This window comes from Curtobacterium caseinilyticum, assembly GCF_030363035.1.
Lineage (GTDB): Bacteria > Actinomycetota > Actinomycetes > Actinomycetales > Microbacteriaceae > Curtobacterium > Curtobacterium caseinilyticum.
Map to the genome: position 1 here is coordinate 54,625 of NZ_JAUCMN010000008.1, position 26,999 is coordinate 81,623.

A 26,999-nucleotide genomic window follows, 5' to 3' on the forward strand; every position below is an offset into this window, starting at 1 on the left:
AGTCCGTGTGCCGTACCCGTCGTGCCGCAGGCCGGACCGCGGACGGTCCGGCCTGCGACGGCGACGCTACGCCTGCTGCTCGGCGAGCTCGATCTCGGTGACGGCGAGCTCGTCGCCGTCGGTGAACGACAGGTTCTCGATGCGGCCGACCGCCGCCAGGTCGACCGCCGCGCGCTCGATGAGCGCGCGCTGCTCGGCGGGCGCGGCCACGACGGCGCGCGTCACGGGCGTCTTCTGCGAGGCCTTCGCGGCGGTCTTCGCGCCGCGGATGCCGATGAGCGCCTGACCCACGGCGGCCAGCAGGCCGGTCGGTGCCGCCTGTGTCGGCAGCTCGGCCACGGTCGGCCAGGAGGCGCGGTGGACGCTGGTGTCGTGGGTCCAGGCCCAGACCTCCTCGGTCGCGAACGGGAGGAACGGTGCCAGCAGGCGGAGCAGCGCGTCGATCGCGGCGCGCAGCGCCAGGACCGCGCTCGCCTGGGTCTCGTGCGTCGCGTCGGTCGCGGTGCCGTAGGCACGCTCCTTGACGAGCTCGAGGTAGTCGTCGCAGAAGGTCCAGAAGAACCGCTCGGTGACCTCGAGGGCGCGGGCGTGGTCGAAGGCGTCGAACGCCGCGGTGGCCTGCTCGATCACGCTGCCGAGCTCGGCGAGCACGTCGACGTCCAGCGGCTCGGTCACGCTCGTCGCACCGCTCGGGAGCTCGAAGCCGTACACGAACTTCGCGGCGTTGAGCACCTTGATCGCGAGACGACGACCGACCTTGATCTGCTTCGGGTTCTGCGGGTCGAAGGCCGCGTCCGTGCCGAGCTTCGACGATGCCGCCCAGTAGCGGACCGCGTCGGCGCCGTGCTGCTCGAGGATCGACAGCGGCGTGACGACGTTGCCCTTCGACTTCGACATCTTCTTGCGGTCGGGGTCGACGATGAAGCCCGAGATGCTCGCGTGCTTCCACGGCACCGTGTCCGCCTCGAGCTGGCTGCGGAGCACGGTGGTGAACAGCCAGGTCCGGATGATGTCCTGCGCCTGCGGGCGGACGTCGTACGGGAACACCAGGTCGTAGAGCGCCGGGTCGGTCTCCCACTTGCCCGCGAGCTGCGGGGTGAGCGACGAGGTGGCCCAGGTGTCCATCACGTCGAGCTCGCCCTGGAACCCACCGGCCACACCGCGCTGGGACTCCTCGTAGCCGGGCGCCGGCTCGGAGGCGGGGTCGACGGGGAGCTGGTCCTCGGTCGGGACGATCGGCTGGTCGTACACCGGGTTGCCGTCGGCATCGAGCGGGTACCAGACCGGCAGCGGCACCCCGAAGAAGCGCTGGCGCGAGATGAGCCAGTCGCCGGACAGCCCGCCCACCCAGTTGTCGTAGCGGACGCGCATGAAGTCCGGGTGGAAGGCGATCTCCTCGCCGCGCTGCCGGAGCGTGGTCTTGAGCTGCTCGTCGCGGGCACCGTTGACGATGTACCACTGGCGGGTCGAGACGATCTCGAGCGGCTTGTCGCCCTTCTCGAAGAACTTCACCGGGTGGTTGATCGTCTTCACGTCGCCGACGAGCTCGCCGGACTCGGTGAGGGCATCCACGAGGACCTTCTTCGCCGAGAACACGGTCTTGCCGGCCATCTCGGCGTAGAGGGCCTTGCCGCGCTCGCTCTCGATCCAGGTCGGCTCCTCGGAGCGCACGCGGCCGTCGAAGCCGATGATCGCGCGGTTCGGCAGCTGCAGTTCGCGCCACCACACGACGTCGGTGGTGTCGCCGAAGGTGCAGACCATCGCGATGCCGGCGCCCTTGTCCTGCTGCGCGAGGTGGTGTGCGAGCACCGGGACCTCGACGTCGAACAGGGGGGAGCGGACCGTCTTCCCGAACAGGTCCTGGAAGCGCTCGTCGTCCGGGTGCGCGACGAGGGCGACGCACGCGGGGAGCAGCTCGGGGCGGGTGGTCTGGATGACGACGTCCTCGCCGCCGTCGGTGCGGTGGAACGCCAGGCCGTGGTACGCGCCGGGCATCTCCTTGTCCTCGAGCTCGGCCTGCGCCACGGCGGTGCGGAACGTGACGTCCCAGAGCGTCGGGGCATCGGCCTGGTAGGCCTCGCCGCGGGCGAGGTTGCGGAGGAAGGCACGCTGCGCGCTGGCGCGCGAGGTGTCGTCGATGGTCCGGTACGACTGCGTCCAGTCCACCGACAGGCCCAGCGTGCGGAAGAGGTGCTCGAACTGCTGCTCGTCCTGCACGGTGAGGCGCTCGCACAGCTCGATGAAGTTGCGGCGGGAGACCGGCAGCTGGTCGGCGGCCTTGGCGGACCTGCCGTCGCCGCCCTCGAACGGCGGCACGAACGCCGGGTCGTAGGGGAGCTGCGGGTCGCAGCGGACGCCGTAGTAGTTCTGCACGCGACGTTCGGTCGGCAGACCGTTGTCGTCCCAGCCCATCGGGTAGAAGACGTGCTTGCCGCGCATGCGCTCGTACCGGGCCTTGAGGTCGGTGTGCGTGTACGAGAACACGTGGCCGATGTGCAGCGAGCCGGACGCGGTCGGCGGCGGGGTGTCGATCGAGTACACCGCGTCCTTCGTCGCGCTGTCGCGGTCGAACCGGTAGGTGCCGTCCTGCTCCCAGACCGGGCCCCAGACGTCCTCGAGCCCATCGACGGTGGGCTTCTCGGGCATGGGCTTCGACATGGCGGGGCCTTTCGATCGATGTGTGCGGCACCGAGTCCGTGGTGAGGTGCCTGAGTGTCGCGGGTACGGTCCGCGTTGGTCTCATCGTAGCGGCCCCCCGCGTGGGAGCGCTCCATCTGGTAGGCTGTCGGAGTTTGTCCGGCGAGCGCGGTGTTCGCGAGGACTGCACAGTCGCTCTCCGCCGGATGCCCGAAGGCAAGACACAGCACTACCGGAGGAACGAACGTGGCACCGAACGAAGCACACCAGCACGGCGATCGGCCGTTGCGTACGAAGGGTGCCGCGAAGCGCGCCCGCCGCAAGCTGACCGAGGACGACGTCACCGTCGTCGAGGAGTCGCTGCTCAAGCGCGCCGTCGCCGCGGCCGCGCTCGGGAACGCGATGGAGTGGTTCGACTTCGGCATCTTCGCGTACCTGACGGTCACGATCTCGAAGGTCTTCCTGCCCGAGGGCGACCCGACGTCGAACCTCGTCGCGACCTTCGGCTTCTTCGCGGCGGCGTTCATCGTGCGGCCGATCGGTGGGGCCGTCTTCGGTCCGATCGGCGACAAGATCGGCCGCCAGAAGGTCCTCGCGCTGACGATGATCCTGATGGCCGCGGGCACGCTCATGATCGGCCTGATCCCGTCGTACGCGACGATCGGCTTCTGGGCGCCCGTGCTGCTCCTGGTGGCCCGCTTCGTGCAGGGCTTCTCCACCGGTGGTGAGTACGGCGGAGCCGCGACCTTCATCGCCGAGTACTCGCCGGACAAGCGCCGCGGCTTCATGGGCTCGTGGCTCGAGTTCGGCACCCTCGCCGGGTACGTGCTCGGCGCCTCGATCGTCACGGTCCTGCAGTACGCGATGCCGGAGGACGCCCTGCTCAGCTGGGGCTGGCGGATCCCGTTCATCGTCGCCGGCCCGCTCGGGCTCATCGGTCTGTACCTCCGGCTCAAGCTCGAGGAGACCCCGGCCTTCCAGAAGCAGCAGGAGCAGGCAGCCGAGCGCGAGTCGCAGAAGACGCCGTTCCTCAAGCTGTTCGCCGAGAACTGGCGCTCGCTCATCGTCTGCATCGGCCTGGTCCTCGTGTTCAACGTGACCGACTACATGCTCCTGTCGTACATGCCGACCTACCTCGAGACGAACCTCGGCCAGAACGCCACGTTCGGTCTGATCCTCATCGTCATCGTGATGATCCTGATGATGGTCGTGATCACGTTCGGCGGCCGGCTGTCCGACCGCTTCGGACGTCGTCCGGTCCTCGCCGCGGGCTGCATCGGCTTCATCGTGCTGTCGTGGCCGGCCCTCAAGCTCGTGCAGACCGGCACCGGCATCGGGGTGTTCGTCGGCCTGCTCCTGCTGGGGCTCGTGCTCGTCACGTTCACCTCGACCATGCCCTCGACCCTGCCCGCGCTGTTCCCGACGATCATCCGCTACGGCGCGCTCGCGATCGCGTTCAACGTCTCCGTCTCGCTCTTCGGCGGCACGACGCCCCTCGCCACGCAGGCGCTCATCGCCGGCGCGAAGGACGCCGGTCTGTCCTGGGCCGAGGACATCCCGGCCTTCTACCTCATGCTCGCGGCCGTGATCGGTCTCGTCGCGGTGTACTTCACCAAGGAGACGGCGGCGACGCCCCTGATGGGCTCCGGTCCGACGGTCGCGCACGAGGACGAGGTCGCCGACGTCATCAAGGACTACAACGACCCGACCTCGGAGCTCGCGCAGTCCGACTGGGCGAAGGACTTCTCGACGAGCGAGATCCCGGTCATCTCGGGCGACAGCCCGAAGCCGGGTGCCGACAAGGAGCCCGCGGGCTCCTAGCCACTGCGGGCGACCGGGAGGCACGGCGCACGTCCGTCACGGACGCGCACCGTGCCTCCCGTCGCACCGGTGCCGTACGCCGACGCCCGGCTGCCCCGCGCCGGCGCGCCGGCGCGCCGTGCGAGACTCGGCCCCGCGGACACGTTCGCGGCCTCCGCGCCGCGGAACTGTCCGCCTGGCCGAGACTCGCCGGCGCCCGAGCGCGGCGCCGCGCTCAGGTGCCGCGGGCGAGGCGGGCGGCGGCGTCGATCAGGCGTGCGGTCGCGGGGTGCTCCGGCGCGCCGAGCACCCGGTCTGCCGGGCCCCGCTCGACGATGCGCCCCCGGTCGACGACGAGCAGGTCGTCGGCCATCCGTCGGACGGCCCGCAGGTCGTGCGACACGAACACCATCGCCACGCCGGTCTCGTCGCGCAACCGCTCGAGCAGCGTGAGCACGGCGTCCTGCACCGTGGCGTCGAGCGCGGTCACGGGTTCGTCGAGCACGACCACCTCGGGCGAGGACGCGAGCGCCCGCGCGATCGCGAGCCGCTGCCGCTGCCCGCCGGACAGCGTGCGCGGGGACCGGGGTCGCAGCGCTGGATCGAGGCCGACCTGCCGGAGCGCCGCGTCGACCTGTTCCGCCAGGTCACCTCGCGCCCGTCGCTCCCGGCCGTCGGTCAGGGCGTCGGCGAGCACCCGCTCGACCGTCCACCGATCGTCGAACGTCGCGCCGGGGTCCTGCACGACGGCGGCCACCCGGTGCCGTCGGCTCCGCCGGTCCCGCTCGGGCAGCGGCACCCACGGCGCACCGTCGAGCGTGACGGTCCCGGTGTCGGGGACCTCGAGCCCGAGCAGCATCCGGGCGACCGTGGTCTTGCCGGAGCCCGAGGCACCGATCACCCCGGTGACCCGGCCCGCGCGCACGGCGACGGAGACGTCCTCGACCGCGGGCATCCCGTCGAAGGAGCGGGACAGCCCGACCCCGTCGAGGATCGCCGCGCCGCCGGCGCCGCCGGCGCCGCCGGCGCCGCTGCCGGCGCCACCGTCGGGGTCGCCGTCGGAACCGCGGTCGGCGATGCCGCCGTCCGGGACAGCGGAGGAACGAGCGGGGTACGCACGGCGCTCCGCCCCGGACCGCGCCGCGCGCACCAGGGCCTGCGTCGCGGGGTGCACGGGCGCGTCGAGCACCGAGCGGACCGGGCCGTCCTCGACCACGGTGCCCCCGTCGACCACGACCACCCGGTCGGCCCACCCGGCGACGAGCCCGAGGTCGTGCGTGATCACGAGCAGCCCGGCACCCCGCTCCTGCGCCGCGCGCAGCTGCTCCATCACCGTCACCGCGACGGCCGCGTCGAGTGCCGTCGTCGGTTCGTCCGCCACGACGAGGGCGGGGGAGGCGATGGTCGCCGCAGCGATGAGGGCGCGCTGCCGCATCCCGCCCGACAGCGTTCCAGCGAGCCGACCGTCGGTCGCCATCGCCGGATCGAGGCCGACCGCGTGCAGCGCGTCGCGCACGGCGTCGACCCGCTCGGCCGCACGCAGGTCGGTGTGCAGTCGCAGGGCGTCGGCGACCTCGCGGCCGACCGGGCGGAGCGGGTCGAGCGCACCGAGCGCCTCCTGGCCCACGTACCCGACCGTCGCCCCGCGCAGGCGCCGCCACCGCCGCTCGGACAGGCCGCGGACGTCGTCGCCGGCCACGGTCAGTCCGTCGGCGTCGACCGTCACGCCCGGGGCCGACAGCCCGAGGACCGCACGCGCCGTGACGCTCTTGCCCGACCCGGAGGCCCCGACCAGCGCGACGCACTCGCCCGGATCGACGCTGAACGACACGTCGTGGACGAGCGCGGTGTCGCCGACGCGGACGCTCAGCCCGCGGACGTCGAGGACGCTCACCGGGCCGCCCCCGTCCGGCGCAGCGCACGGCCCAGCACCGTGACGGCCGTCGCCAGGACGACGATGGCCAGCCCCGGGAACGTGCTCATCCACGGTGCCGTGAGCAGGTAGGTCCGCCCGTCGGCGAGCATCGCGCCCCACTCGGGCGCGGGTGGCGGCGTCCCGACGCCGAGGTAGCTCAGCGCCGAGGCCCAGACGACCGCCTGCCCGACCCCGAGCGTGGCGACGGCGACGACCGGCCAGAGCGCCGCGGGCAGCACGTGCCGGAACAGGATCCGCCCGGAGGAGCGGCCCTGCAGGACGGCCGTCTCGACGACCTGCGACGACCGAGCGGTCCGCACGAGCCCGCGGACGATCCGCGCGTACCCGGGTGCCGTCGCGAAGCCGACCGCCAGGGTCGCGGGCACCGGCCCCGGTCCGGTCACCGCGATGACGACGAGCGCGACGAGCAGGAGCGGCAGCGCGAAGGCCACCTCGGTGACCCGACCGACCACGGCGTCGACGACCCGGCCCCCGAGCCCGGCCAGCGTGCCGAGCACGACGCCGGTGAGTCCGCCCACCAGGGTCGCGACGATCCCGACGACGAGCGACGCCCGCGTGCCCGCGACGACCCGCGCCAGGACGTCACGTCCCGACTCGTCGGTGCCGAAGGGGTGTGCGGGACCCGGTGCGGTCAGCGCGTCCGACGGGTGCACTGCGAGGGGGTCCCCGCCCCCGAGCAGCGACGGCCAGACGGCCGCCACCACCGCCAGCACGACGGCCGCGGCGGCGACCGTACCGGCCGGTCCGAGCGTCCCCCCACGAGACCGCTCGGGCCGCCCGGCCGTCGGGCGCGTACCGGACTGGAGGCCCGGGTCGACGATGCCGCTCACCGTGCGCCCGCCCCGTGGCGCGTCCCACCACGTGCCCGGTTCCGCGCGCGGGTGCCGCTCCGCGACCCGCGCGGGTCGACCACCCGCTCGACCAGGTCCGCGACCGCGAGCACGACGACGTACGCGGCTGCGGACACCAGTGCGATCCCGGCGACGAGCGGCATGTCCCGCTGGGTCACCGCGGTCACGAGGGCACGGCCGATGCCCGGCAGCGCGAACACCGACTCGACGACGACGGCGCCGGACACCAGCGACCCGAACGCCCACGCGGACAGGGCGATCCCGGGGAGCGCGGCGTGCCGGAGCAGGTGCCGTCCGAACAGTCCCGCGCGGGACTCCCCGCGACCGCGTGCGGCGAGGGCGAACGCCGACCGCTGGGCGTCGACCACGCCGTCGCGGACCGTCTCCGCCAGGTACCCGGCGACCGGCACGGCGACCGTCAGCACGGGCAGGACCCACCCCCGCAGGCTGCCGTCGGACACCGCGGGCACCCAGCCGAGGGCGCTCGCGAACACGACGATGAGCACGCTGCCGAGCCAGAAGTGCGGGACGACGCTCGCCGTGACGGTGATCGCCCCCGTCAGCGCGGCCGCGATCCGCCCCCGCTGCGTGGACCACCACGCGGCGCCGATCGCCAGGACCCAGGCGACGACGAGTCCGGCGACCGCGAGCGTCAGCGTCACCGGCAGCTGCTGGGCGAGGAGCGTCGAGACCGGGGTGCGGAAGGCGTACGAGTCGCCGAGGTGCCCGGTCGCCAGCCGTCCGAGGAACACCGCGTACTGCACGAGCACCGGACGGTCGAGGCCGTACTCGCGACGGACGGCGTCGACCGCCTCGGCGGACGCCTGCGACCCGGGCCCGCCGAGGATCGCGAGCGCCGGGTCACCGGGGATCAACCGGATCGCGACGAAGACGAGCGTGGCGACGGCCCAGAGCACGCCGACACCGCCGGCCAGTCTGCCCAGACCCCACCGGACCCACGCCGACCACCCGGCGGACCGGTGCTCGCGTGTCGGACGCAGGGGGTGCCTCCCGGCCGGTGTGACCGTCAGCGCGCGATCCACGCGGTGCCGAACCACGGCGTCGAGACCGACGTGGTCTGGATGTCGTGCACGGCGGATCGGTACAGGAAGTGGTTCTGCTGGTCGTAGAGGGGCAGGACGGTGCCGCTCGCCAGGATCCGCTGCTGCGCCTGGCGGTACAGGTCGGCACGGTCGTCGCCGTCGGCGGTCCGAGCGGCGCGCTGGAGCAGGTCGTCGACCGTCGGGTCGTCGAGCTGGGCGAGGTTGGCGAAGTAGCCGGACGGCGCCGGCTCGATGCTCGCGCTGTCGTAGAGGATGCGCAGGACGTCCGGCCCGACCTTCGTGTACGGGGCGCTGACGACGTCGTACTCGTTCGCGGCCAGGGCGGCGTACCAGCTCGACAGGTCGAGTTCCTCGAGCCGGACGTCGAAGCCGACGGCCTTCTCGGATGCCTGGACCTGCTGGAACAGGCTGCGCTCGGCGGGCACCGACTGGTTGGTCGACACCGGGAACGTCACCGTGAGCCGCTTGCCGTCCTTCTCGCGCACGCCGTCGCTGCCGACCTTCCAACCGGCCTCGTCGAGCAGGCGCTCCGCCGTGCTGGGCGAGTACTCGAACAGTGCCGGGTCGGAGTACGCGGCGGGCTCGACGCTGGACAGCACCGAGGACGAGCGCTTCGCCGTGCCGAGGAACAGGCTCTTCAGCCCGGGGTCGATCTCGGCGCCGGCGATGAAGGCCTTGCGGACCGACTCATCGCGGAACACCCCGTGGCCGGAGTTCAGCTCGAGGCGGTTCGAGGCTCCCGGTCGTGGTGCGTCGAGGTCGCGGATCGCGCCCTTCGTCGACGCCGACTCGAGCTGGTCCGGCTGGGCGTTGTCGATCACGTCGACCTGGCCGGACCGCAGGGCGGCGTAGCGCGAGGTCGAGTCGGGCAGGAAGCGCCAGGTGATGCCGTCGAGGCGCGGCTTCGTGGACCCGGACAGCGGCGTGTACGACGCGTTCCTCGCCAGCGTGACGCGGTCGCCGTGCTGCCACCCCGTGACGGTGAAGGGACCCGTGCCGACCGGGGACTCGCAGTTGGTCGCCTGTGCGCGCTGCAGTGCCTTCGGGGACTCCATGCCGACCCACGGCTGCGAGAACGACTCGAGCAGTGCGCTGTCGGGACGGCTCAGCGCCAGCGTGACGGTGTGGTCGTCGGTGGCGGTGGCCTTCGCGATCGACTGCAGTGCCAGGTACCCGGTGCTCGAGGCGGTCGCCGGGTCCTGCACGTGCTCGATGTTCGCCACGACGGCGGCGGCGTCGAACGGGGTGCCGTCGGAGAACGTCACGTCCTTCCGCAGGTCGAACGTCAGGGTCTTCCCGTCGTCGCTCGTCGTCCACGAGGTCGCGAGGGCGGGGGTCGGCTTCCGGTCACGGTCGAGACCGGTCAGCATCTCGATGTACTGGGTCGACAGCAGGGCCTGCGGGTAGTTGCCGCCCACGTGCGGGTCGAGGCACGTCGGTTCGGCGTCACCCGAGGCGTACGTGAGCGTGCCCCCGGCGACCGGGGTGCTGTCGGAGGTGGCCGTACCGCCGCCCGTGCAGGCGGTCAGGCCCAGCAGGACCGCGGTGGCGCTCGCGGCCGCGACGAGGGTGCGGCGAGCGCGCGTGGGTGATTTCTGTACTCGGTCCAAGATCATGGCTGGTCGAGTCTAGCGTTTTACTGTGCGCATGGACGAGACGATGCGCCGCGGTGGCCGCCCCCGACGCTCGAGCGCCGAGGTCCTGGCCGACGCAGCCGCCGAGCTGTTCCTCGAGCAGGGCTACGGCCGGACCACGGTCGACCACATCGCCGCACGCGCCGGGGTGAGCCGTGCGACCTTCTTCAACTACTTCGGCGCGAAGGCCGACGTGCTGTGGCTCGAGCTCGACGCCGCCGTGGCCGACATCCCGGCGTTCCTCGCGGCGTCGACGGAGCAGAGTCCGGTGCGCGCGGTGGAGGAGGCACTCGTCGCGGCCGCCCGCGCGCACGACCCGGAGCGCGTGCCGTGGGCGATCGCGCAGGCCGAGGTCATGGACATCGGCACGGAGCTCGTGGCGAGCGTGGCGGCGCGGGTGATGGCGCAGCACGGGGCGGTGTCGGCGTTCGTCGGCTCGCGCACGGGGGAGCGGCCGACGGCGCTGTGGCCCCAGACGGTGTCCGGGGCGCTGCTCGGGGCGGCGGCGGCGGCGTTCGGCGTCTGGGTCGCGGACGGTGTCGGTCGACGTCCGCTCGTCGAGTACGTCGGCGCCGCGCTCACCCCGGTGGCCGCGGGGCTCGACGCGCGCTGAGCCCCGCGCGCTGACGCCCGGCGCGCAGCACCCCGCAAGACGCAACGTCGGCGACAGCTCGCAGCGGTACAGCGCTGCGAGCTGTCGCCGAGGTTGCGTTCCGCGCGCCGCCGCCGCCGCAGCTACTCCGCCCGGAGCGTCCCCGCGCCGCCGGCAGCGACGTCCTCGACGGTGCCGTCGCGGACGATCGCCGGCACCGCACCGTCACCCCGTGCCGCGAGCGACGCGTCGCCGGGGATGCTCAGGGTGAGCACCGCTTCCTCGATGTACCGGCTCTCCTCGAGCGACGCCTCGACCCGGCGGAGCCGCACCGCGACGTGGTCCTCCTCCTCGTTGCCGGTCAGGTCGACGGCGGCCACGAGGAACACCCGCGACGGCCCGACGAACTCGAGGTGCAGGTAGGTCACCCGCTCGACCTCGTCACGGCGGAGCAGCTCCGTGAGCACGGCGTCCTCGAGCTCGGGCGAGGTCGCCTCGCCGACGAGGAACCGGCGGTTCCGCTCGATGAGGACGACCGCGACGACGCCGAGCAGCAGGCCGACCGCGATGGACCCGATCGCGTCGAACACCGCGAGGCCGGTGACCTGGTGCAGGAAGACGCCGAGGAAGGCGATGACGAGACCGACCAGCGCGGCGGCGTCCTCGGCGAACACCGCCCGGAGCGTCGGGTTCGAGGACTGCAGCACGTGGCGGAGGACCGGGACGCGGCGCTTCGTCGCGGCGCCGTGGGCCTGGCGGTAGGCCTGCAGGAAGCTCGTGCCCTCGAGCAGGAACGCGATCCCGAGCACGACGTAGTTGAGGACGACGTCCTCGGCGGGACCGGTCTCGCCGAGTTCGGTGATGCCGTGCCAGATCGACACCACTGCGCCGGCGGTGAAGAGCCCGAACGCGGCGAACATCGACCAGATGTACGTCTCGCGGCCGTACCCGAGTGGGTGCTTCCGGTCCCGCTTCTTCGCACCTCGCCGCTCGGCCACGAGCAGGAACACCTCGTTGCCGGTGTCGGCCCACGAGTGCGCGGCCTCCGCGGTCATCGACGCGGAGCCGGTGAGCATCGACGCCACGGTCTTGGCGACGGCGACGAGCAGGTTGGCGGCGAACGCGATGACGACGGTGAGCAGGGACTCCGGACGGTCCTGCTTGTCGGACGAGGGCATCGCTCCAGCATGCTCCGTCTCTTGTAGACTCGTCCCATCAGGCGTCGACCCGGCCATCACCGGTGAGCCTCCGGAAGAACGCGGCAGCACCACCGCCGTCAGTAGAGCCGGGCGGACCGGACCGCACCCTCTCCGGCGAACGAGCGGTCGGACGCAGCGCGAGCAGCGTCCGGCAAGCGAGGTGGTACCGCGGAGCACGCTCCGTCCTCGTGGAGACGAACCCCGACCACAGGAGCCATGCGGTGCGTTACCCCTTGAACTCGAACGCCGACGGCGTCACTCCCTCGCCGAGCTTCCCCGCCGTCGAGCAGGGCATCCTCGCCTTCTGGAAGGGCGACGACACCTTCCAGGCGTCGATCGACCAGCGCGAGGGCTGCACCGAGTGGACGTTCTACGACGGCCCGCCCTTCGCGAACGGCCTGCCGCACTACGGTCACCTGCTGACCGGCTACGCGAAGGACGTGTTCCCGCGCTACCAGACCATGCGCGGCAAGCAGGTGCACCGCCGCTTCGGCTGGGACACCCACGGCCTGCCCGCCGAGCTCGAGGCGATGCGCCAGCTCGGCATCACGGAGAAGCACGAGATCGACGACATGGGCGTCGACGTCTTCAACGCGGCGGCGAAGAAGAGCGTGCTGCAGTACACCGACGAGTGGCAGGCGTACGTCACCCGCCAGGCGCGCTGGGTCGACTTCGAGGACGACTACAAGACCCTCGACGTCACCTACATGGAGAGCGTCCTGTGGGCGTGGAAGCAGCTCTGGGACAAGGGTCTGGCGTACGAGGGCTTCCGGGTCCTGCCGTACTGCTGGAACGACCAGACGCCCCTGTCGAACCACGAGCTCCGCATGGACGACGACGTCTACAAGACGCGCCAGGACCAGTCGGTCACCGTGTCGTTCCCGCTGCAGGGTGCCCGCGCCGCCGAGCTCGACCTGACCGGGGTCCGCGCCCTCGCCTGGACGACGACCCCGTGGACCCTGCCGACGAACGCGGCGCTCGCGGTCGGTCCGGAGATCGCGTACGCGGTCGTGCCGGCCGGGCCGGGAGGCGCGGCTGACGGTGGCGACGCCGGTGCGGCCCGGTACCTCCTGGCTTCGGACACCGTGGCGGCCCACGCGAAGGACCTCGGCTACGAGTCGGCCGACGAGGCGCTCGCCGCCGTGCTCCGCACGGTCGCCGGCGCCGAGCTCGACGGCGTCGAGTACGAGCGACTGTTCGACTTCCTGGCGGAGCAGGAGGGCTACGAGAACGCGTGGCGGGTGCTCGTCGCGGAGTACGTCGAGACGGGCGAGGGCACCGGCATCGTGCACCAGGCCCCGGCGTACGGTGCCGACGACCAGGAGGTCTGCGCTGCCGCGGGCATCCCGGTCGTGCTGTCCCTCGACGAGGGCGGGCTCTTCACCGCGCAGTTCGGCGACGTCGCCGGCATGCTCTGGTCGGACGCGAACAAGCCGCTGACCAAGGCCGTGCGTGAGATGGGCCGACTGCTCCGCCAGGCGTCGTACGAGCACAGCTACCCGCACTGCTGGCGCTGCCGCAAGCCGCTCATCTACAAGGCGGTCTCGTCGTGGTTCGTCCGCGTCACCGAGTTCCGCGACCGCATGGGCGAGCTCAACCAGGACATCAACTGGGTGCCGGACAACGTCAAGGACGGGCAGTTCGGCAAGTGGGTCGGCAACGCGATCGACTGGTCGGTCTCGCGCAACCGGTACTTCGGCACGCCGATCCCGGTGTGGGTGTCGGACGACCCGGCGTACCCGCGCCAGGACGTCTACGGCTCGCTCGAGGAGCTCGAGCGCGACTTCGGCCGCCTGCCGACGAACGCCGACGGCGAGGTCGACCTGCACCGCCCGTTCATCGACGAGCTGACCCGCCCGAACCCGGACGACCCGACCGGGCAGTCGACCATGCGCCGCATCTCGGACGTGTTCGACGTCTGGTTCGACTCGGGCTCGATGCCGTACGCGCAGGTGCACTACCCGTTCGAGAACCGCGAGTGGTTCGAGGAGCACAGCCCCGCGGACTTCATCGTCGAGTACATCGGGCAGACCCGCGGCTGGTTCTACGTCATGCACGCGCTGTCCACCGCGCTGTTCGACCGTCCGGCGTTCCGGAACGTCATCAGCCACGGCATCGTGCTCGGCTCGGACGGCCAGAAGATGTCGAAGAGCCTGCGGAACTACCCGGACGTCTCCGAGGTGTTCGACCGCGACGGTGCCGATGCGATGCGCTGGTTCCTCATGTCGTCGTCGGTCATCCGCGGCGGCAACCTCGTCGTCACCGAGGAGGGCATCCGCCAGAGCGTCCGCGAGTTCCTGCTGCCGCTGTGGTCGACCTACTACTTCTTCACCCTCTACGCCAACGCGTCGGGGGAGCGCGGCTACCAGGCCTCCCGCAGCACGGCGAGCACCGACGTGCTCGACCGGTACCTGCTCGCGAAGACCCGGGTGCTCGTCGAGGACGTCACGACGCACCTCGACGCGCTCGACACCCCGCTCGCCGCCCAGGCCGTCCGCGACTTCGCCGACGTGCTGACGAACTGGTACGTCCGTCGGTCGCGCGACAAGTTCTGGCTCGGTGCGGAGTCCTCGCCCGAGGCGCAGGCGGCGTTCGACACGCTGAACACCGTGCTCGAGACGCTCACCCGCGTCGCCGCCCCGCTCGCGCCGCTCGTCACCGAGGAGGTCTGGAAGGGCCTGACCGGTGGGCGCAGCGTGCACCTGGAGGACTTCCCGGAGCCTGACGAGTTCCCGGCCGACGACGCGCTCGTCGCCGCGATGGACCGCGTGCGCGACGTCGCGTCGAAGGGGCTCGCTCTGCGCAAGGCGACCGGCCGCCGCGTCCGGCTGCCCCTCGCGACGCTGACGCTCGTGGTGCCGGACCCGACGGCGATCGAGCCCTTCGCGGACATCCTCCGCGACGAGCTCAACGTCAAGCGCGTCGTGCTCGAGCAGCAGGAGGAGTCCTCGCTCGGCCGCTACGGCATCGAACGCAAGCTGACCGTGAACGCCCGCGCCGCCGGTCCCCGCATCGGCAAGCAGGTGCAGCAGGTGATCCCGGCCGCCAAGCGAGGCGACTGGGTCGCGACCGAGTCCGGCGTCACCGTCGGCGGCGTCGACCTCGTCGAGGGCGAGTACACGCTCGACCTCACGGTCGCGGACGACTCCGTCGCGGTGGCGTTCCTCGACGGCGGCGGCTTCGCGGTGCTCGACACCGTGACCACCCCCGAGCTCGAGGCCGAGGGGCTGGCGCGCGACGTCGTCCGTGCCGTGCAGCAGGCCCGCCGCGACGCCGACCTCGACGTCAGCGACCGCATCACCCTGACCCTGCGGGTGAGCGACGACGCGGCCGAGGCGATCCGCGCCCACGAGCAGCTCATCGCGGGGGAGACCCTCGCGACGAGCACCGACCTCACGACGACGACGTTCGCGGAGGGCGAGGGCACCGACGTCGGCAACGGTGCGAAGGTGTCCGTGGAGGTGGCACGCGCATGAGCGACAGCAACCAGTACGACGACCACGACGACCACGACGGCCACGACGACCACGACGGCCACGGCGCCCTCGACGACCTCGACGGGATCCGCATCCCGGTCGGCCCCTCGGGCGACCAGACTCCGGCCGAGGACCTGCCCTACGGCGGGGACGACGACGAGGTGCGGCGCGTCGAGGCCGCGCTGTACGCCCGCATCGGCGAACAGGCCCCCGAGCGCCGGCTGACCGCCACACGTCGCGCGGTCGAACTCCTCGGCGACCCGCACCTGGCGTACCCGGTCATCCACGTCACCGGCACGAACGGCAAGACGTCGACCGCGCGGATGACCGAGAGCATCGTCCGCGCCCACGGGCTGCGCACGGGCCTGATGACGAGCCCGCACCTCGTGTCGATCCGGGAGCGCATCGTCATCGACGGCGAGCCGATCGCCGCGGATCGCTTCGTCGAGAACTGGGACGACATCACCCCGATCCTCGAGATGACCGACGCCGAGCTGACCGCCAAGGGCGAGCAGCCGCTGACCTTCTTCGAGGCGCTGACGGTCCTCGCCCTGGCGTGCTTCGCTGAGGCACCGGTCGACGTCGCCGTGATCGAGGTCGGCATGGGCGGCGAGTGGGACTCGACGAACGTCGTGCAGAGCCAGGTGCAGGTGATCACCCCGGTCGCGATCGACCACGCCAAGCAGCTCGGGTCGACGGTCGCCGAGATCGCCCGGACGAAGTCGGGGATCATCAAGCCGTCGTCGTCCGTCGTGTCGAGCGCGCAGACGCCCGAGGCGCTCGCCGAACTGCAGCGCGCAGCCGAGCTGACCGAGTCGACACTCGCGGTCGAGGGCGACGGGTTCTCCGTCGTGTCGGACACCCCGGCGGTCGGCGGGCAGCTCGTCACCGTGCAGGGCATCGCCGGGCGCTACGACGACCTGTTCGTCCCGCTCTTCGGCCAGCACCAGGCGCACAACGCCGCCGTGGCGATCGCCGCGGTCGAGTCGTTCCTCGGGCGCGGGTCGCAGGCCCTCGACGAGGACGTGCTGTCCGAGGGCCTCGCGAACGCGACCAGCCCCGGACGCCTGCAGCCGATCGCTCAGGAACCGACCGTCGTGGTCGACGCGGCGCACAACCCGCACGGAGCACGTGCCCTGGCCGAGGCGCTGCCGGTGGCCTTCCCGTCCGAGCACGTCGTCGGCGTCGTCGGCATCCTCGGCGACAAGGATGCCCGCGGCTTCGTCCGCGCACTCAAGGACACCGTGCAGACCTTCGTCGTCACGCAGCCGCCCGGCGACCGCGCCCTGGACGCCGACGCGTTCGCCCGCATCGTCGTGGCCGAGGTCGGCGAGGACCACGTGGTCGTCGAGCCGTCCCTCGAGCAGGCCCTGCAGGAAGCGCGAGACCTGGCGGACGAGGCGGACGCCGAGGACGCCCTCGTGCTCGTCGCCGGCTCCATCGTGATGGTGGGGAAGGTCATGGACCTGGTGCACGCGGAAGGCGGGGCGAAGTGACGGACGCACCACGGGCCTCCCGGCCGGGGCGTCAGCCGCGCACGCGGAAGCCGCGCCCGCAGCGCGGTGCCCGCGAGAGCCTGCTGTCGATCACCCTCGGACTCGAGGCGGTGATGTTCTTCTTCCCGATGCTCGTCGTCTACGGCAAGGGCACGCTGCCGCCCCTCGCGGCCTTCGGCGGCGGCATCCTGGCGATCATCGTCCTCGCAGCTGCCTCACGCCTGACGGGCGGGCACGCCGGTGTATGGTTCGGGTGGCTGCTGCAGGCGGCCATCCTCGCCACCGGCTTCATCGAGCCGTTCATGTTCGCGGTCGGCGCGGTGTTCCTGGCGCTGTGGGTGTTCTGCTTCGTCAAGGGCGGTCAGCTCGACCGGCAGAACGCCGCGTTCCGGGCCGCGCAGGCCGAGGACTGACCACCACCGAACCACAGGAGAACTGCGTGTCCGATCTCGAAGAGACCCTCGTCCTCGTCAAGCCCGACGGCGTCGCCCGCCAGCTCACCGGAGAGGTCCTCCGCCGGATCGAGGCCAAGGGCTACGAGATCGTCGACCTGAAGATGGTGACCGCCTCGCGCGAGCTCCTGGACTCCCACTACGAGGAGCACCAGGGCAAGCCCTTCTTCGAGCCGCTCGTCGAGTTCATGCAGTCCGGTCCGGTCGTCGCCGTGCGCGTCGCGGGCAACGGCGTCATCGCGGGCTTCCGCTCGCTCGCCGGCACCACCGACCCGACCTCGGCCGCGCCGGGCACCATCCGTGGTGACCTCGGTCGTGACTGGGGCCTGAAGGTGCAGCAGAACCTCGTGCACGGCTCGGACTCCCCGGAGTCGGCCGCCCGCGAGCTCGCGCTCTGGTTCGCCTGATCGACGGAAGCGGAGCACCGACGCGATGACGAACAACGACCGACCCACCAAGAACGAGCGTCGCCAGCACGCCCGTGAGGTCGCCCGCCAGCGGGCCGACGCCGAGAAGCGTCGCAAGCGCCGCAACAAGTGGTTCCTCCAGGGCGGCATCGGCCTGGGCATCGTGGCCGTCGCGGCGATCATCGCGATCGTCGCGGTGAACGTGAACAACGGTGGGGGGACGACCTCGGCTGCCGGCCCGAAGAACATGGTCACCGGCGGCATCCAGTTCACCGGCGGCGACGGCAAGATCGCGCCCGTCACGACCAGTGGGGTCTCCGCGGACGGCACGCCCTCCCCGGTCGCGACCGCCGACAGTGACGGCAAGGTCAAGGTCGTCGAGTACGTCGACTGGGCCTGCCCGGTGTGCAAGCAGTTCGAGGGCGCCTACGCCGACCAGATCACGGACTTCGTGAAGAACGGTCAGGCGACGCTCGAGATCCACCCGGTGTCGATCCTCGACCGCAGCTACCTCGGCTCGCGCTACGCGAGCCGCGCCGCGAACGCCGCGATGTGCGTGGCGAACTACGCGCCGGACAAGTTCCTCGACGTGCAGACCCAGTTCTTCGAGAAGCAGCCGGAAGAGGGCACGAAGGGCCTGACCAACGCCGAGATCGCCGACCTGGTGAAGGCCGGCGGTGCGACGGGCTCCGACGTCTCCGAGTGCCTGTCGAACGAGACGTACAAGGGCTGGGTGACGAAGATCACGAACCAGGTCACGAACGACCCCGCCGTCGCCGGCCCGCAGGGCTTCGGCACGCCGACCATCCTGGTGAACGGGCAGCGCGTGGGCACGCTCACCGACGTGGTGCCGACCATCCAGGCCGCGATCGAGTAGCGGCACGAACTGCGCGAGGCCCCGCGCTCCCGATCCGGGAGCGCGGGGCCTCGTCGTACCCGGGGCGCGCGGGGGTGGCACGCGTGCCAGGTCGATCCGGGCGTGCTGTGTGGATCCGGGTGTACCTGGCGCATCGGTTGCACCGGGTACGCCCGTTCCCGCCTTGCATCGCGTGTGTCATGGGAAGGATCGGGTGCGCACGGGTCCCGCTGGGGTGGAGCGGAACACCTGTCCGGTCCGGGCGTCCCTGGTCGAATCGGGCTCCCTGGTCGAACAGGGACCCCAGGGACGCCCGGGAACACCAGCCATCCAGGGTGTCCTGGGAAGGATCGGTTCACGGGGTCAGCCGGCTCGGCGGATGCAGTGCCGAGTGCCGGGGGCAGAGCACTCGTGAGCACGGGAGGACCCGAGCGCAGCGCGAGTGCGGAGCACGCGCGGCCGGAACGCTGGCCGAGCGGGCAGGACACGCCGTCGGCGAGCCGGGCGAGGGCACTTCCCGTCGCCGGAGATCGCCGAGCGTGACCGATCTGGCCCGCCCGGCGGACACCGGCGCACGAACCGAGGCTCGACGAGCCGTCAGCGCATCGGCGTCAGAAGGGGAGCGTCGTGAGCACCCGGGGGAAGACGATCAGGATGCAGACCACGACCACGGCGTAGTTCGCCAGCACGAACGCCCACGAGTACGGCAGCAGCGTGCGCCCGACCCGCTGGACCCCGGCGCCGAACCGACCCTGCGCGGCGTTCCAGATCGTGAAGATCCAGAACATCGGGATCGTCACCGACCACACGAGCAGGCACCACGGGCACAGGTACCCGATGACCCAGACGGTCTGCGTGAACAGCCACGTGACGAACACCCACGCCAGGAACACGCCCGCGTTGAACAGGACCCAGAACCACCGGTGGCCGTTCCGCATCCCGGCGAGCAGCATCACGCCGACGGCGATCGGAGCGACGAAGCCCATCACGCCGAGGAGCGGGTTCGGGAACCCGAAGAGTGACCCCTGCCAGCTCGTCATCACCTGCGAGCAGTTCACGAAGGGGCTGACGTCGCAGCTCAGCGCCTTCGTCGGGTTCTCGTACTTCGCGAACTCGTCGATCACGAGGTTGAACGCGGCGAAGAGGCCCACCGCACCGGTCACGATCAGGAAGACCGCCATGGCCACGGGCCGGCGGTACGTGGTTGCGCTCGTGCTCACGGCGTCATCATCGCATGCCCGTTCCGGCACTTCCCTGGCACCTCGTGCGACAATGACAGGAGTCGCACGGCCGATCCGTGCGACGAGAGAGCTTCCCGGGCGCAGCCCGGGCGATCAGGTGCGGTGAGAGCGCGCCGTGACCGGGACTCGCGTCACCTGGGACGTCGAGCCGGTCGGGCCGGGTGCCCGACACGGAGCGGCACGGACCACAACGCCACGAGGACGCGGACCGGTCACAAGACAACGAACGCGGGGGCGTGGACGCCACCCGTGACAACCACAGAATTCCCGCCGTCCGTCAGGGCGCGAGTGGGGCCGAGGAGTGCACCAGATCCATGGTGGAGCAGAACACCGACAACCCGAACAACGAAGAAGTCGCACCGAAGCGCCGGGGCCGCCTGTTCGGCAGCCGCCGCGCTCGGTCCACCGGCCAGGAGGCCCGTGGTGACGTCGACGAGACGACCCAGGACGTCGAGACGGTCGCCCTGACCGACGACGCCCCGTCGGACGAGCAGGTCGGGGTCGACGAGGTGGCCGCGGCCGACGAGTCGATCGCCCCGACCTCGCCGGACGCCGTGCCGGCGTCGGCCGAGGTCCCGGTGCCCGTCGAGGTCGAGCAGGTCGCATCGTCGACCGCCGAGCCGCAGGACGTCTCGACCGTGACCGGCAGCCAGCCGGTGGTCGGGTCGAGCGCTGCCGGATCGACCGCGGACGTCGTCACCGCCGCCGCGACGCACGCGACCACGACGGAGCCGGCCACGGCTGCTGCCGTCCCTGCTGCCGGGTCGACGCCCGCGACGGAGGCGACCCCCGCCTCCCGTCCCGAGCCCGAGTCGGCGCCGGATGCCGGGGAGACCACCGCACCCGAGGCGTTCGTGCCGAAGGCGACGAGCACCCTGTCCCTGATCTTCCACGCGCCGGTGCTGCCGGCGCTGCCGGACCGACCCTTCCGTGCCGAGCGTGACGACGAGCCCGACGACGAGGACGACGACGAGCAGGGCCACGGCCGTCGTCGCTCGCGCCGTCGGGGGAGCAGCGCCGACCGCCAGGAGCGCGGCGTCCGCGAGCCCCGCGACCACCAGGAGCCGCGCCGCCGTGAGCGCGAGCGTGAGCGTGAGCCCGAGCTCATCACCGAGCCGCAGCGCATCAAGGGCTCGACGCGCCTCGAGGCGAAGAAGCAGCGTCGACGTGACGGCCGTGACGCCGGTCGGCGTCGCACGGTGATCACCGAGGACGAGTTCCTCGCTCGCCGCGAGAGCGTCGACCGCCAGATGATCGTCCGGTCGAGCTCCTCGAAGATCGAGATCGGCGTGCTCGAGGACAACGTCCTCGCGGAGCACTACGTCACCAAGTCGCACAACGTCTCGCTGATCGGCAACGTGTACCTCGGCAAGGTGCAGAACGTGCTGCCCTCGATGGAGGCGGCGTTCGTCGACATCGGCCGCGGTCGCAACGCCGTGCTGTACGCGGGCGAGGTGGACTGGAACTCGGTCGACACCGGCAACCACGGCCGCCGCATCGAGGCAGCCCTCAAGCCGGGCGACAAGGTCCTCGTCCAGGTCACGAAGGACCCGGTCGGCCACAAGGGCGCCCGCCTGACCTCGCAGGTCTCCCTGCCGGGCCGCTACCTGGTCTACGTACCGAACGGCTCGATGAACGGCATCTCGCGCAAGCTGCCCGACACCGAGCGTGCGCGCCTGAAGAAGATCCTCAAGGAGGTCCTGCCGGAGCACGCGGGCGTCATCGTGCGCACCGCTGCCGAGGGCGCGACCGAGGAGCAGCTCACCCGCGACGTGCAGCGGCTGACCAGCCAGTGGGACGCGATCCAGAAGAAGGTCGCGAACGGCCAGGCCCCGGTCATGCTGCACTCGGAGCCGGACCTGCTCGTCAAGATCGTGCGGGACGTCTTCAACGAGGACTTCACGAAGCTGATCATCGACGGCGACGCCGCCCGCGGGGTCATCGAGGACTACCTCGACGCCGTGGCGCCCGACCTCAAGGACCGCGTCGAGGTCTACGACGGCCCGGACTCGTTCGAGGAGTACCGGCTCAACGAGCAGATCGAGAAGGCCCTCGACCGCAAGGTGTGGCTGCCCTCCGGTGGCTCGCTCGTGATCGACCGCACCGAGGCCATGACGGTCGTCGACGTCAACACGGGGAAGTTCGTCGGTTCCGGCGGCAACCTCGAGGAGACCGTCACGAAGAACAACCTCGAGGCCGCCGAGGAGATCGTCCGCCAGCTCCGTCTGCGCGACATCGGCGGCATCATCGTCATCGACTTCATCGACATGGTGCTCGAGTCGAACCGTGACCTCGTGCTCCGTCGACTCGTCGAGTGCCTGAGCCGCGACCGCACGAAGCACCAGGTCGCCGAGGTCACCTCGCTCGGCCTCGTGCAGATGACCCGCAAGAAGATCGGCGTCGGCCTCCGCGAGTCCCTCGACGAGGTCAACGCGAAGGTCAACGACAACAACGCCGACCCCGGGCCCTCCAAGGGGCGTCGGAAGAGCCGCGGCAACGCGGGCGCGAACGGCGGCAACGGCAACGGCGGCAGCTCCGGCGGGTCGGGCAACGGCTCGACCGGTGGGAACGCCCAGTCGTCGCAGGCGCACCAGATCACCGAGGACGTCAAGAACGCGCTCTCGCGGATCGCGGCGTCGACCCTGCCCCACGAGGAGGCGGCAGCCGGGGTGACCGGTGTCGCGGCGCCTCGCGGTGGCGCCGGTTCCGCCTCGGCCGCGTCGCCGGTCTCCGCGGCGTCACCGACCTCGGCACCCGAGCAGTCGGCAGCACCGGACCAGGCAGCGTCGCCGCAGGCGGACGGTCAGGACGGTGCCGGCCAGCACGGCGAGCAGTCCTCCGGGTCGAAGCGTCGACGTCGTCGTGGTGGTCGGGGCGCGGGCAGCGCCGGTGGCGAGCAGGCCGCGGCGAGCGGCCAGACCGCGTCCGACGACCAGGCCTCGTCCGGCGACCAGGCGCCCCAGGCGCCCCAGGCGTCCGTGGCCGACACGGCCGCGCAGGCCCCGTCCGCGTCCACCGCTCCGAGCGCAGTCGCTGAGCCCGAGGCCGCGCCGGCGAAGAGCGCCGCACCCGCCCGTCGACGGGTGAGCTCGAGCGCGCCGGTGACCCCGTCCGAGAACACGGTGGCGATCCTCGACATCCCGGTTGCGGTGACCAAGCGTGAGCCGCGGCAGGTGCGCGACGACGCCGAGTCGCTGCTCGACTCCGTGCTGCAGGCGCTCCCGGAGCCGAAGCAGCCCGGTCAGGGCCGGTCGCGCTCGCGTCGCGTGTCCTCGCCGAGCATCAGCGCACCGGCCTCCTCCGGGGACGACGCGCAGGACGACGGCTCCGTGATCGTGGGGAGCTGACGTGACCGACGCGGGGGACCCCCGCGGTCGGCAGCAGGACCGCGGGTACTACGGTGCGGGCTGGTCACAGCCCGCACCGCCCGCCGCCGGACAGCCGGGTGGCCCCGCCTGGGGCGGTCAGCAGCAGCCCACGCAGCAGCAACCCGCGCAGCAGCAGGACGGTCAGCAGCAGTACGGACAGCAGCAGTACGGACAGCCGTACGGCGAGCAGTCGTCCGGCCAGCCGCAGCAGCCGGCGCCCCAGCAGCAGCCGCCGTCGCGGGCGTCCCGTCGGTCGTCGGACCCACGCCGTGCGTTCGCGCCGGGTGCCTCGGTCGCGAACACCACCGGGGCACTCATCGCCGTCGTGTCGATCGTGCTCGTCGAGTTCGTCTCCGGGGTCCTCGGGCTGCTCGGCACCTCGCTCGTGGTGCACCCGTTCTCGACGTACGGCACCGGCGCGAGCCTGCTCGGCAGCTTCGTCTCGGGCGTCTTCGCGTCGCCCTTCCCGTTCTACGCGGGAGCCTTCCTCGCGCTGGCCTTCCTGACGCCGATCGCCCGACGCAGCCCGCTCCCGACGGTGCTCCTGCGCGCCGTGCTCGCCGGTGCCGCGGGTACGGTCGCCCTGGCGCTCGTCGGTGTGTTCACGGGGTCGTACGCGGCCGTCCGCACGGGATCCGGGGCGCGCCTGGTGATCGACGTGCTCACCGGTCCGCTGCAGGAGGGCGTGCCCTTCACCCTCATGCTCCTGGCGACGGCGACCGTCGCGTGGCTCTGGCTCGGACGTCCCCGTGGCGGCCGTGCGGCACAGCGCTCCGGTGCGGGACGGCCGGGGACGGTGCGACCGGCCGACGCCGTGCCCCCGTCGACCGTGCAGCACGTTCCGGGGCCGTCCGGGCTGCACCAGGGCGGTCCGACGTACGGCGCGCAGCCGCAGCACGGGCAGCCGGGCCAGCAGGCGCAGCCGGGCCCGTACGGCGTGCAGCCGCAGCACGGGCAGCCGGGCCAGCAGGCGCAGCCGGGCCCGTACGGGCAGCAGGCGCAGCCGGGCGCGCACGACCGGCACGCGCAGCCGGGCCGGTACGGGCAGCAGGGGCCCCAGCAGGGCCCGGCCGACCAGCAGCAGCCGTCCGGTGACCGCGAGCACACGCAGCGTCCCGACGACCGCTGGGCACCGCCGACGCGCTGACGGGGCGGCTGACGGTGCCGAGCACCACGTCGACCACGGGACCGGCGCGGGGGAGCCGGCCAGGTGCGCCCGGTCGGCCGACCGCCGAGGCGCTCGCACGCTGACGGAGGCGGGGCGGGCCTCCCGGCCGTCGTCGTCCCCGCTCGCCGCGCGCCCCGCCGACGCGCGGCGGGGTGACGCGGACGTGTGGTCAGCGCGTGCGCTTGTCGCGCTGCGCGACCCGCAGGCCGCTCCGGATGAGCCGCAGCACCAGTTCGCGACCGGTCACCGCCGTGGCCCCCGCCGCGACGAGTTCGTCGTACCGTGCGAGCGGCACGTCGTAGTGGTCGTGGTCGAACGCGCGGCGCGGGATGCCCGTGCGTTCGGCGAAGGCGTGGAGCTCGTCGTAGGATGCGTCACTGACGAGGTGCGACCAGACGGTGTCGTGGGCGGGCCACGTCGGCGGGTCGATCAACACGGTCACGTGAGCAATCGTACGTGTGTCGCCGTTTGACCGGACCCGGGGGCATCGAGTATTCTCGATCCCTGGTGTCAGCGGGCCGTTCTGCCTGCGTCGCCGATCGGGCCCGGCCTCCGGGAGCCGCTCGTGCAGAAGTGGGCACCCGAGACTTCCCTCAAGCAGAGTACGTAAGGAATTCCACGTGGTTTACGCAGTAGTGCGCGCCGGCGGCCGTCAGGAGAAGGTCGAGGTCGGCACGATCCTCACGATCGACCGTGCCAAGGCCGACGACAAGGGCAACATCGACCTCGCCCCGGTGCTCCTCGTGGACGGTGACACGATCACGTCGGCGGCCTCCGAGCTCGCGAACGTGACCGTCACCGCCCAGGTGCTCGAGGACCTCCGCGGTCCCAAGGTCGTCATCCAGAAGTTCAAGAACAAGACCGGGTACAAGAAGCGTCAGGGTTTCCGCGCTGAGCTGACCCGCGTCAAGATCACCTCGATCGCGTAAGGCGGGAGTAGAAGATGGCACACAAGAAGGGTGCGAGCTCCACTCGCAACGGTCGTGACTCGAACGCACAGCGCCTCGGCGTGAAGCGTTTCGGTGGCGAGGTCGTCAACGCCGGCGAGATCATCCTCCGCCAGCGTGGTACCCACTTCCACCCGGGCGCCAACGTCGGCCGCGGTGGCGACGACACGCTGTTCGCCCTCTCGGCCGGTTCGGTCGAGTTCGGCACCAAGGGCGGCCGCAAGGTCGTCAACATCGTCAACGCGTAACACCAGCGACGACAGACTCTGCGGGAGGGGCGGGCCACGTGCCCGCCCCTCCCGTTCTTTCGTGCAACACCCGTGCAAGACCTCTTGCAACACCTAGGAGTGGACCCATGGCGACCTTCGTCGACCGCGTGACCCTGCACCTCACCGCGGGGAACGGCGGCAACGGCTGCGTGTCGGTCCGCCGTGAGAAGTTCAAGCCCCTCGCCGGCCCGGACGGCGGCAACGGCGGCGACGGTGGCGACATCGTGCTCGTCGCCGACCCGCAGGTGACCACCCTGCTCGGCTACCACCGCTCGCCCCACCGTTCGTCGCGCAACGGCCAGCCCGGCATGGGCGACATGCGCAGCGGCGTGAGCGGGGAGACGCTCGAGCTGCCCGTGCCGATCGGCACCGTCGTCCACGACGAGGGCGGCGAGGTCCTCGCCGACATGACCGAGCCGGGCATGCGCGTCGTCGTGGCCCCCGGTGGGCAGGGCGGGCTCGGCAACGCCGCGCTGGCGACCACGAAGCGCAAGGCCCCCGGCTTCGCGCTGCTCGGGACGCCCGGGTGGACCGGCGACGTCAGCCTCGAGCTGAAGACGATCGCGGACGTCGCGCTGGTCGGCTTCCCGAGCGCCGGCAAGTCCTCGCTCATCGCCGCGGTCTCCGCCGCGAAGCCGAAGATCGCCGACTACCCGTTCACCACCCTGACGCCGAACCTCGGTGTCGTCGAGTCCGGCGAGGTGCGGTTCACCGTCGCCGACGTCCCCGGGCTGATCGAGGGCGCTTCCGAGGGCAAGGGTCTCGGGCTCGAGTTCCTCCGGCACGTCGAGCGCTGCGAGGCGCTGCTGCACGTCATCGACTGCGCGACGATGGACCCGGGTCGCGACCCGATCAGCGACCTCGACGTCATCCTCCGCGAGCTGGAGCGCTACCCGGTCCCCGAGGGGCAGACCCCGCTGCTCGAGCGTCCCCAGCTCGTCGCCCTGAACAAGGTCGACGTGCCCGAGGCCGCCGAGCTCGCCGAGTTCGTCACCGCGGAGCTCGAGGAACGCGGCTACCGCGTCTTCCCGATCTCGACCGCCTCCCGCCAGGGGCTGCGTGAGCTCACCTTCGCCCTGGCCGACGTCGTCGAGCAGGCCCGTGCCGCGCGTCCTGCGGCGCCCGAGCAGGAGCGCATCGTGCTCCGCCCGAAGGCCGTCAACGAGAAGCCCTTCACCGTGCGGGCCGAGGGCGGCGAGGACCACCGCTTCTACCGCGTCCGCGGTGACAAGCCGGAGCGCTGGGTCGTGCAGACCGACTTCACCAACGAGGAGGCCATCGGCTACCTGGCCGACCGGCTCGCGAAGCTCGGCGTCGAGGACGGCCTGTTCAAGGCCGGCGCCGTCGCCGGGTCCACGGTCGTCATCGGTGGCGACGGCGGCATGGTGTTCGACTGGGAGCCCACGCTCACCTCGACCGCGGAACTCATCACGAGCGCCCGCGGCACGGACGCCCGCGTCGGAGGGTCGTCGCGACCCACGCGCAACGAGCGCCGCGAGGACTACTTCGAGCGGATGGACGCCAAGGCCGCCGCACGCGCGGAGCTCGAGCAGGAGCGCGTCTCCGGTCTCTGGGCGGACGACGACCGGGACGACCAGGACTGATC

At 71.9% G+C, this 26,999-nt stretch carries 20 protein-coding genes; 12 read left to right on the forward strand and 8 right to left on the reverse strand.

The window, feature by feature from the left end; genetic code table 11:
* Nucleotides 1-66: 66 nt before the first annotated feature.
* Entirely contained in the window at nt 67-2,658 is a 2,592-nt protein-coding gene (gene valS, locus QUG93_RS12085; protein WP_289474199.1) for a valine--tRNA ligase, read from the reverse strand.
* A 225-nt stretch (nt 2,659-2,883) separates the two neighbouring features.
* Between valS and proP the strand changes: the two genes are divergently transcribed.
* Entirely contained in the window at nt 2,884-4,458 is a 1,575-nt protein-coding gene (gene proP, locus QUG93_RS12090) for a glycine betaine/L-proline transporter ProP (protein WP_289474201.1), read from the forward strand.
* A gap of 214 nt (nt 4,459-4,672) precedes the next feature.
* Here the strand turns inward: proP and QUG93_RS12095 are convergent, their stop codons facing one another.
* Genes QUG93_RS12095 through QUG93_RS12110 form a run of 4 tightly spaced genes read right to left on the reverse strand, consistent with a single transcriptional unit; the run spans nt 4,673 to nt 9,904 of the window.
* The gene (locus QUG93_RS12095; protein ID WP_289474202.1) at nt 4,673-6,331 is read right to left on the reverse strand and encodes an ATP-binding cassette domain-containing protein; all 1,659 of its coding nucleotides are present in this window, start codon (nt 6,329-6,331) and stop codon (nt 4,673-4,675) included.
* On the reverse strand, nt 6,328-7,203 hold the full coding sequence (locus QUG93_RS12100; RefSeq protein ID WP_289474204.1) for an ABC transporter permease: 876 nt from the start codon (nt 7,201-7,203) through the stop codon (nt 6,328-6,330). The genes QUG93_RS12095 and QUG93_RS12100 overlap by 4 nt, the downstream gene beginning before the upstream one ends.
* A complete protein-coding gene (locus QUG93_RS12105) occupies nt 7,200-8,282 on the reverse strand; it encodes an ABC transporter permease (RefSeq protein ID WP_434533112.1) in 1,083 nt (360 codons plus the stop codon). The genes QUG93_RS12100 and QUG93_RS12105 overlap by 4 nt, the downstream gene beginning before the upstream one ends.
* The gene (locus tag QUG93_RS12110; protein WP_289474206.1) at nt 8,252-9,904 is read right to left on the reverse strand and encodes an ABC transporter substrate-binding protein; all 1,653 of its coding nucleotides are present in this window, start codon (nt 9,902-9,904) and stop codon (nt 8,252-8,254) included. Before QUG93_RS12110 ends, QUG93_RS12105 begins: the two co-directional genes overlap by 31 nt.
* A 31-nt stretch (nt 9,905-9,935) precedes the next feature.
* Here QUG93_RS12110 and QUG93_RS12115 point away from each other — a divergent pair, with 31 nt between their 5' ends.
* Nucleotides 9,936-10,535 (forward strand): TetR/AcrR family transcriptional regulator, encoded by a 600-nt coding sequence (locus QUG93_RS12115; protein WP_289474208.1) that lies wholly within the window; start codon nt 9,936-9,938, stop codon nt 10,533-10,535.
* Nucleotides 10,536-10,657: 122 nt separating this feature from the next.
* On the opposite strand, the gene QUG93_RS12120 is transcribed toward QUG93_RS12115, so the two are convergent.
* On the reverse strand, nt 10,658-11,692 hold the full coding sequence (locus QUG93_RS12120; RefSeq protein ID WP_289474210.1) for a cation diffusion facilitator family transporter: 1,035 nt from the start codon (nt 11,690-11,692) through the stop codon (nt 10,658-10,660).
* A 242-nt stretch (nt 11,693-11,934) separates the two neighbouring features.
* Between QUG93_RS12120 and ileS the strand changes: the two genes are divergently transcribed.
* The 5 genes from ileS to QUG93_RS12145 are packed head-to-tail and all read left to right on the forward strand — an operon-like array spanning nt 11,935 to nt 18,421.
* The gene (ileS, locus tag QUG93_RS12125) at nt 11,935-15,189 is read left to right on the forward strand and encodes an isoleucine--tRNA ligase (protein ID WP_289474212.1); all 3,255 of its coding nucleotides are present in this window, start codon (nt 11,935-11,937) and stop codon (nt 15,187-15,189) included.
* The gene (locus QUG93_RS12130; RefSeq protein ID WP_289474214.1) at nt 15,186-16,685 is read left to right on the forward strand and encodes a bifunctional folylpolyglutamate synthase/dihydrofolate synthase; all 1,500 of its coding nucleotides are present in this window, start codon (nt 15,186-15,188) and stop codon (nt 16,683-16,685) included. Before ileS ends, QUG93_RS12130 begins: the two co-directional genes overlap by 4 nt.
* A complete protein-coding gene (locus QUG93_RS12135) occupies nt 16,682-17,098 on the forward strand; it encodes a DUF4233 domain-containing protein (RefSeq protein WP_289474217.1) in 417 nt (138 codons plus the stop codon). The genes QUG93_RS12130 and QUG93_RS12135 overlap by 4 nt, the downstream gene beginning before the upstream one ends.
* A gap of 26 nt (nt 17,099-17,124) precedes the next feature.
* Nucleotides 17,125-17,544 (forward strand): nucleoside-diphosphate kinase, encoded by a 420-nt coding sequence (gene ndk, locus QUG93_RS12140; protein ID WP_289474219.1) that lies wholly within the window; start codon nt 17,125-17,127, stop codon nt 17,542-17,544.
* A gap of 25 nt (nt 17,545-17,569) precedes the next feature.
* The gene (locus QUG93_RS12145; protein WP_289474221.1) at nt 17,570-18,421 is read left to right on the forward strand and encodes a DsbA family protein; all 852 of its coding nucleotides are present in this window, start codon (nt 17,570-17,572) and stop codon (nt 18,419-18,421) included.
* A 590-nt stretch (nt 18,422-19,011) separates the two neighbouring features.
* On the opposite strand, the gene QUG93_RS12150 is transcribed toward QUG93_RS12145, so the two are convergent.
* Entirely contained in the window at nt 19,012-19,620 is a 609-nt protein-coding gene (locus QUG93_RS12150; RefSeq protein WP_289474223.1) for a vitamin K epoxide reductase family protein, read from the reverse strand.
* Nucleotides 19,621-19,955: 335 nt separating this feature from the next.
* Here QUG93_RS12150 and QUG93_RS12155 point away from each other — a divergent pair, with 335 nt between their 5' ends.
* Both QUG93_RS12155 and QUG93_RS12160 read left to right on the forward strand, forming a co-directional pair.
* Nucleotides 19,956-22,988 carry an Rne/Rng family ribonuclease gene (locus QUG93_RS12155; RefSeq protein WP_289474225.1) on the forward strand — a complete coding sequence of 1,011 codons (3,033 nt, stop codon included), beginning with the start codon at nt 19,956-19,958 and terminating at the stop codon, nt 22,986-22,988.
* Nucleotide 22,989: 1 nt separating this feature from the next.
* Nucleotides 22,990-24,156 carry an AEC family transporter gene (locus QUG93_RS12160; RefSeq protein WP_289474227.1) on the forward strand — a complete coding sequence of 389 codons (1,167 nt, stop codon included), beginning with the start codon at nt 22,990-22,992 and terminating at the stop codon, nt 24,154-24,156.
* A 190-nt stretch (nt 24,157-24,346) separates the two neighbouring features.
* On the opposite strand, the gene QUG93_RS12165 is transcribed toward QUG93_RS12160, so the two are convergent.
* A complete protein-coding gene (locus tag QUG93_RS12165) occupies nt 24,347-24,619 on the reverse strand; it encodes a DUF4031 domain-containing protein (RefSeq protein WP_289474229.1) in 273 nt (90 codons plus the stop codon).
* A gap of 178 nt (nt 24,620-24,797) precedes the next feature.
* On the opposite strand from QUG93_RS12165, the gene rplU reads away from it, so the two are divergent.
* The 3 genes from rplU (at nt 24,798) to obgE (ending at nt 26,997) form a co-directional block, all read left to right on the forward strand.
* The gene (gene rplU / locus QUG93_RS12170; protein WP_058728431.1) at nt 24,798-25,106 is read left to right on the forward strand and encodes a 50S ribosomal protein L21; all 309 of its coding nucleotides are present in this window, start codon (nt 24,798-24,800) and stop codon (nt 25,104-25,106) included.
* A gap of 14 nt (nt 25,107-25,120) precedes the next feature.
* Complete coding sequence (gene rpmA, locus QUG93_RS12175; protein ID WP_022905368.1) at nt 25,121-25,372, forward strand: 50S ribosomal protein L27; 252 nt, start codon at nt 25,121-25,123, stop codon at nt 25,370-25,372.
* Nucleotides 25,373-25,479: 107 nt separating this feature from the next.
* Nucleotides 25,480-26,997 carry a GTPase ObgE gene (gene obgE / locus QUG93_RS12180; protein WP_289474231.1) on the forward strand — a complete coding sequence of 506 codons (1,518 nt, stop codon included), beginning with the start codon at nt 25,480-25,482 and terminating at the stop codon, nt 26,995-26,997.
* Nucleotides 26,998-26,999 lie beyond the last annotated feature (2 nt).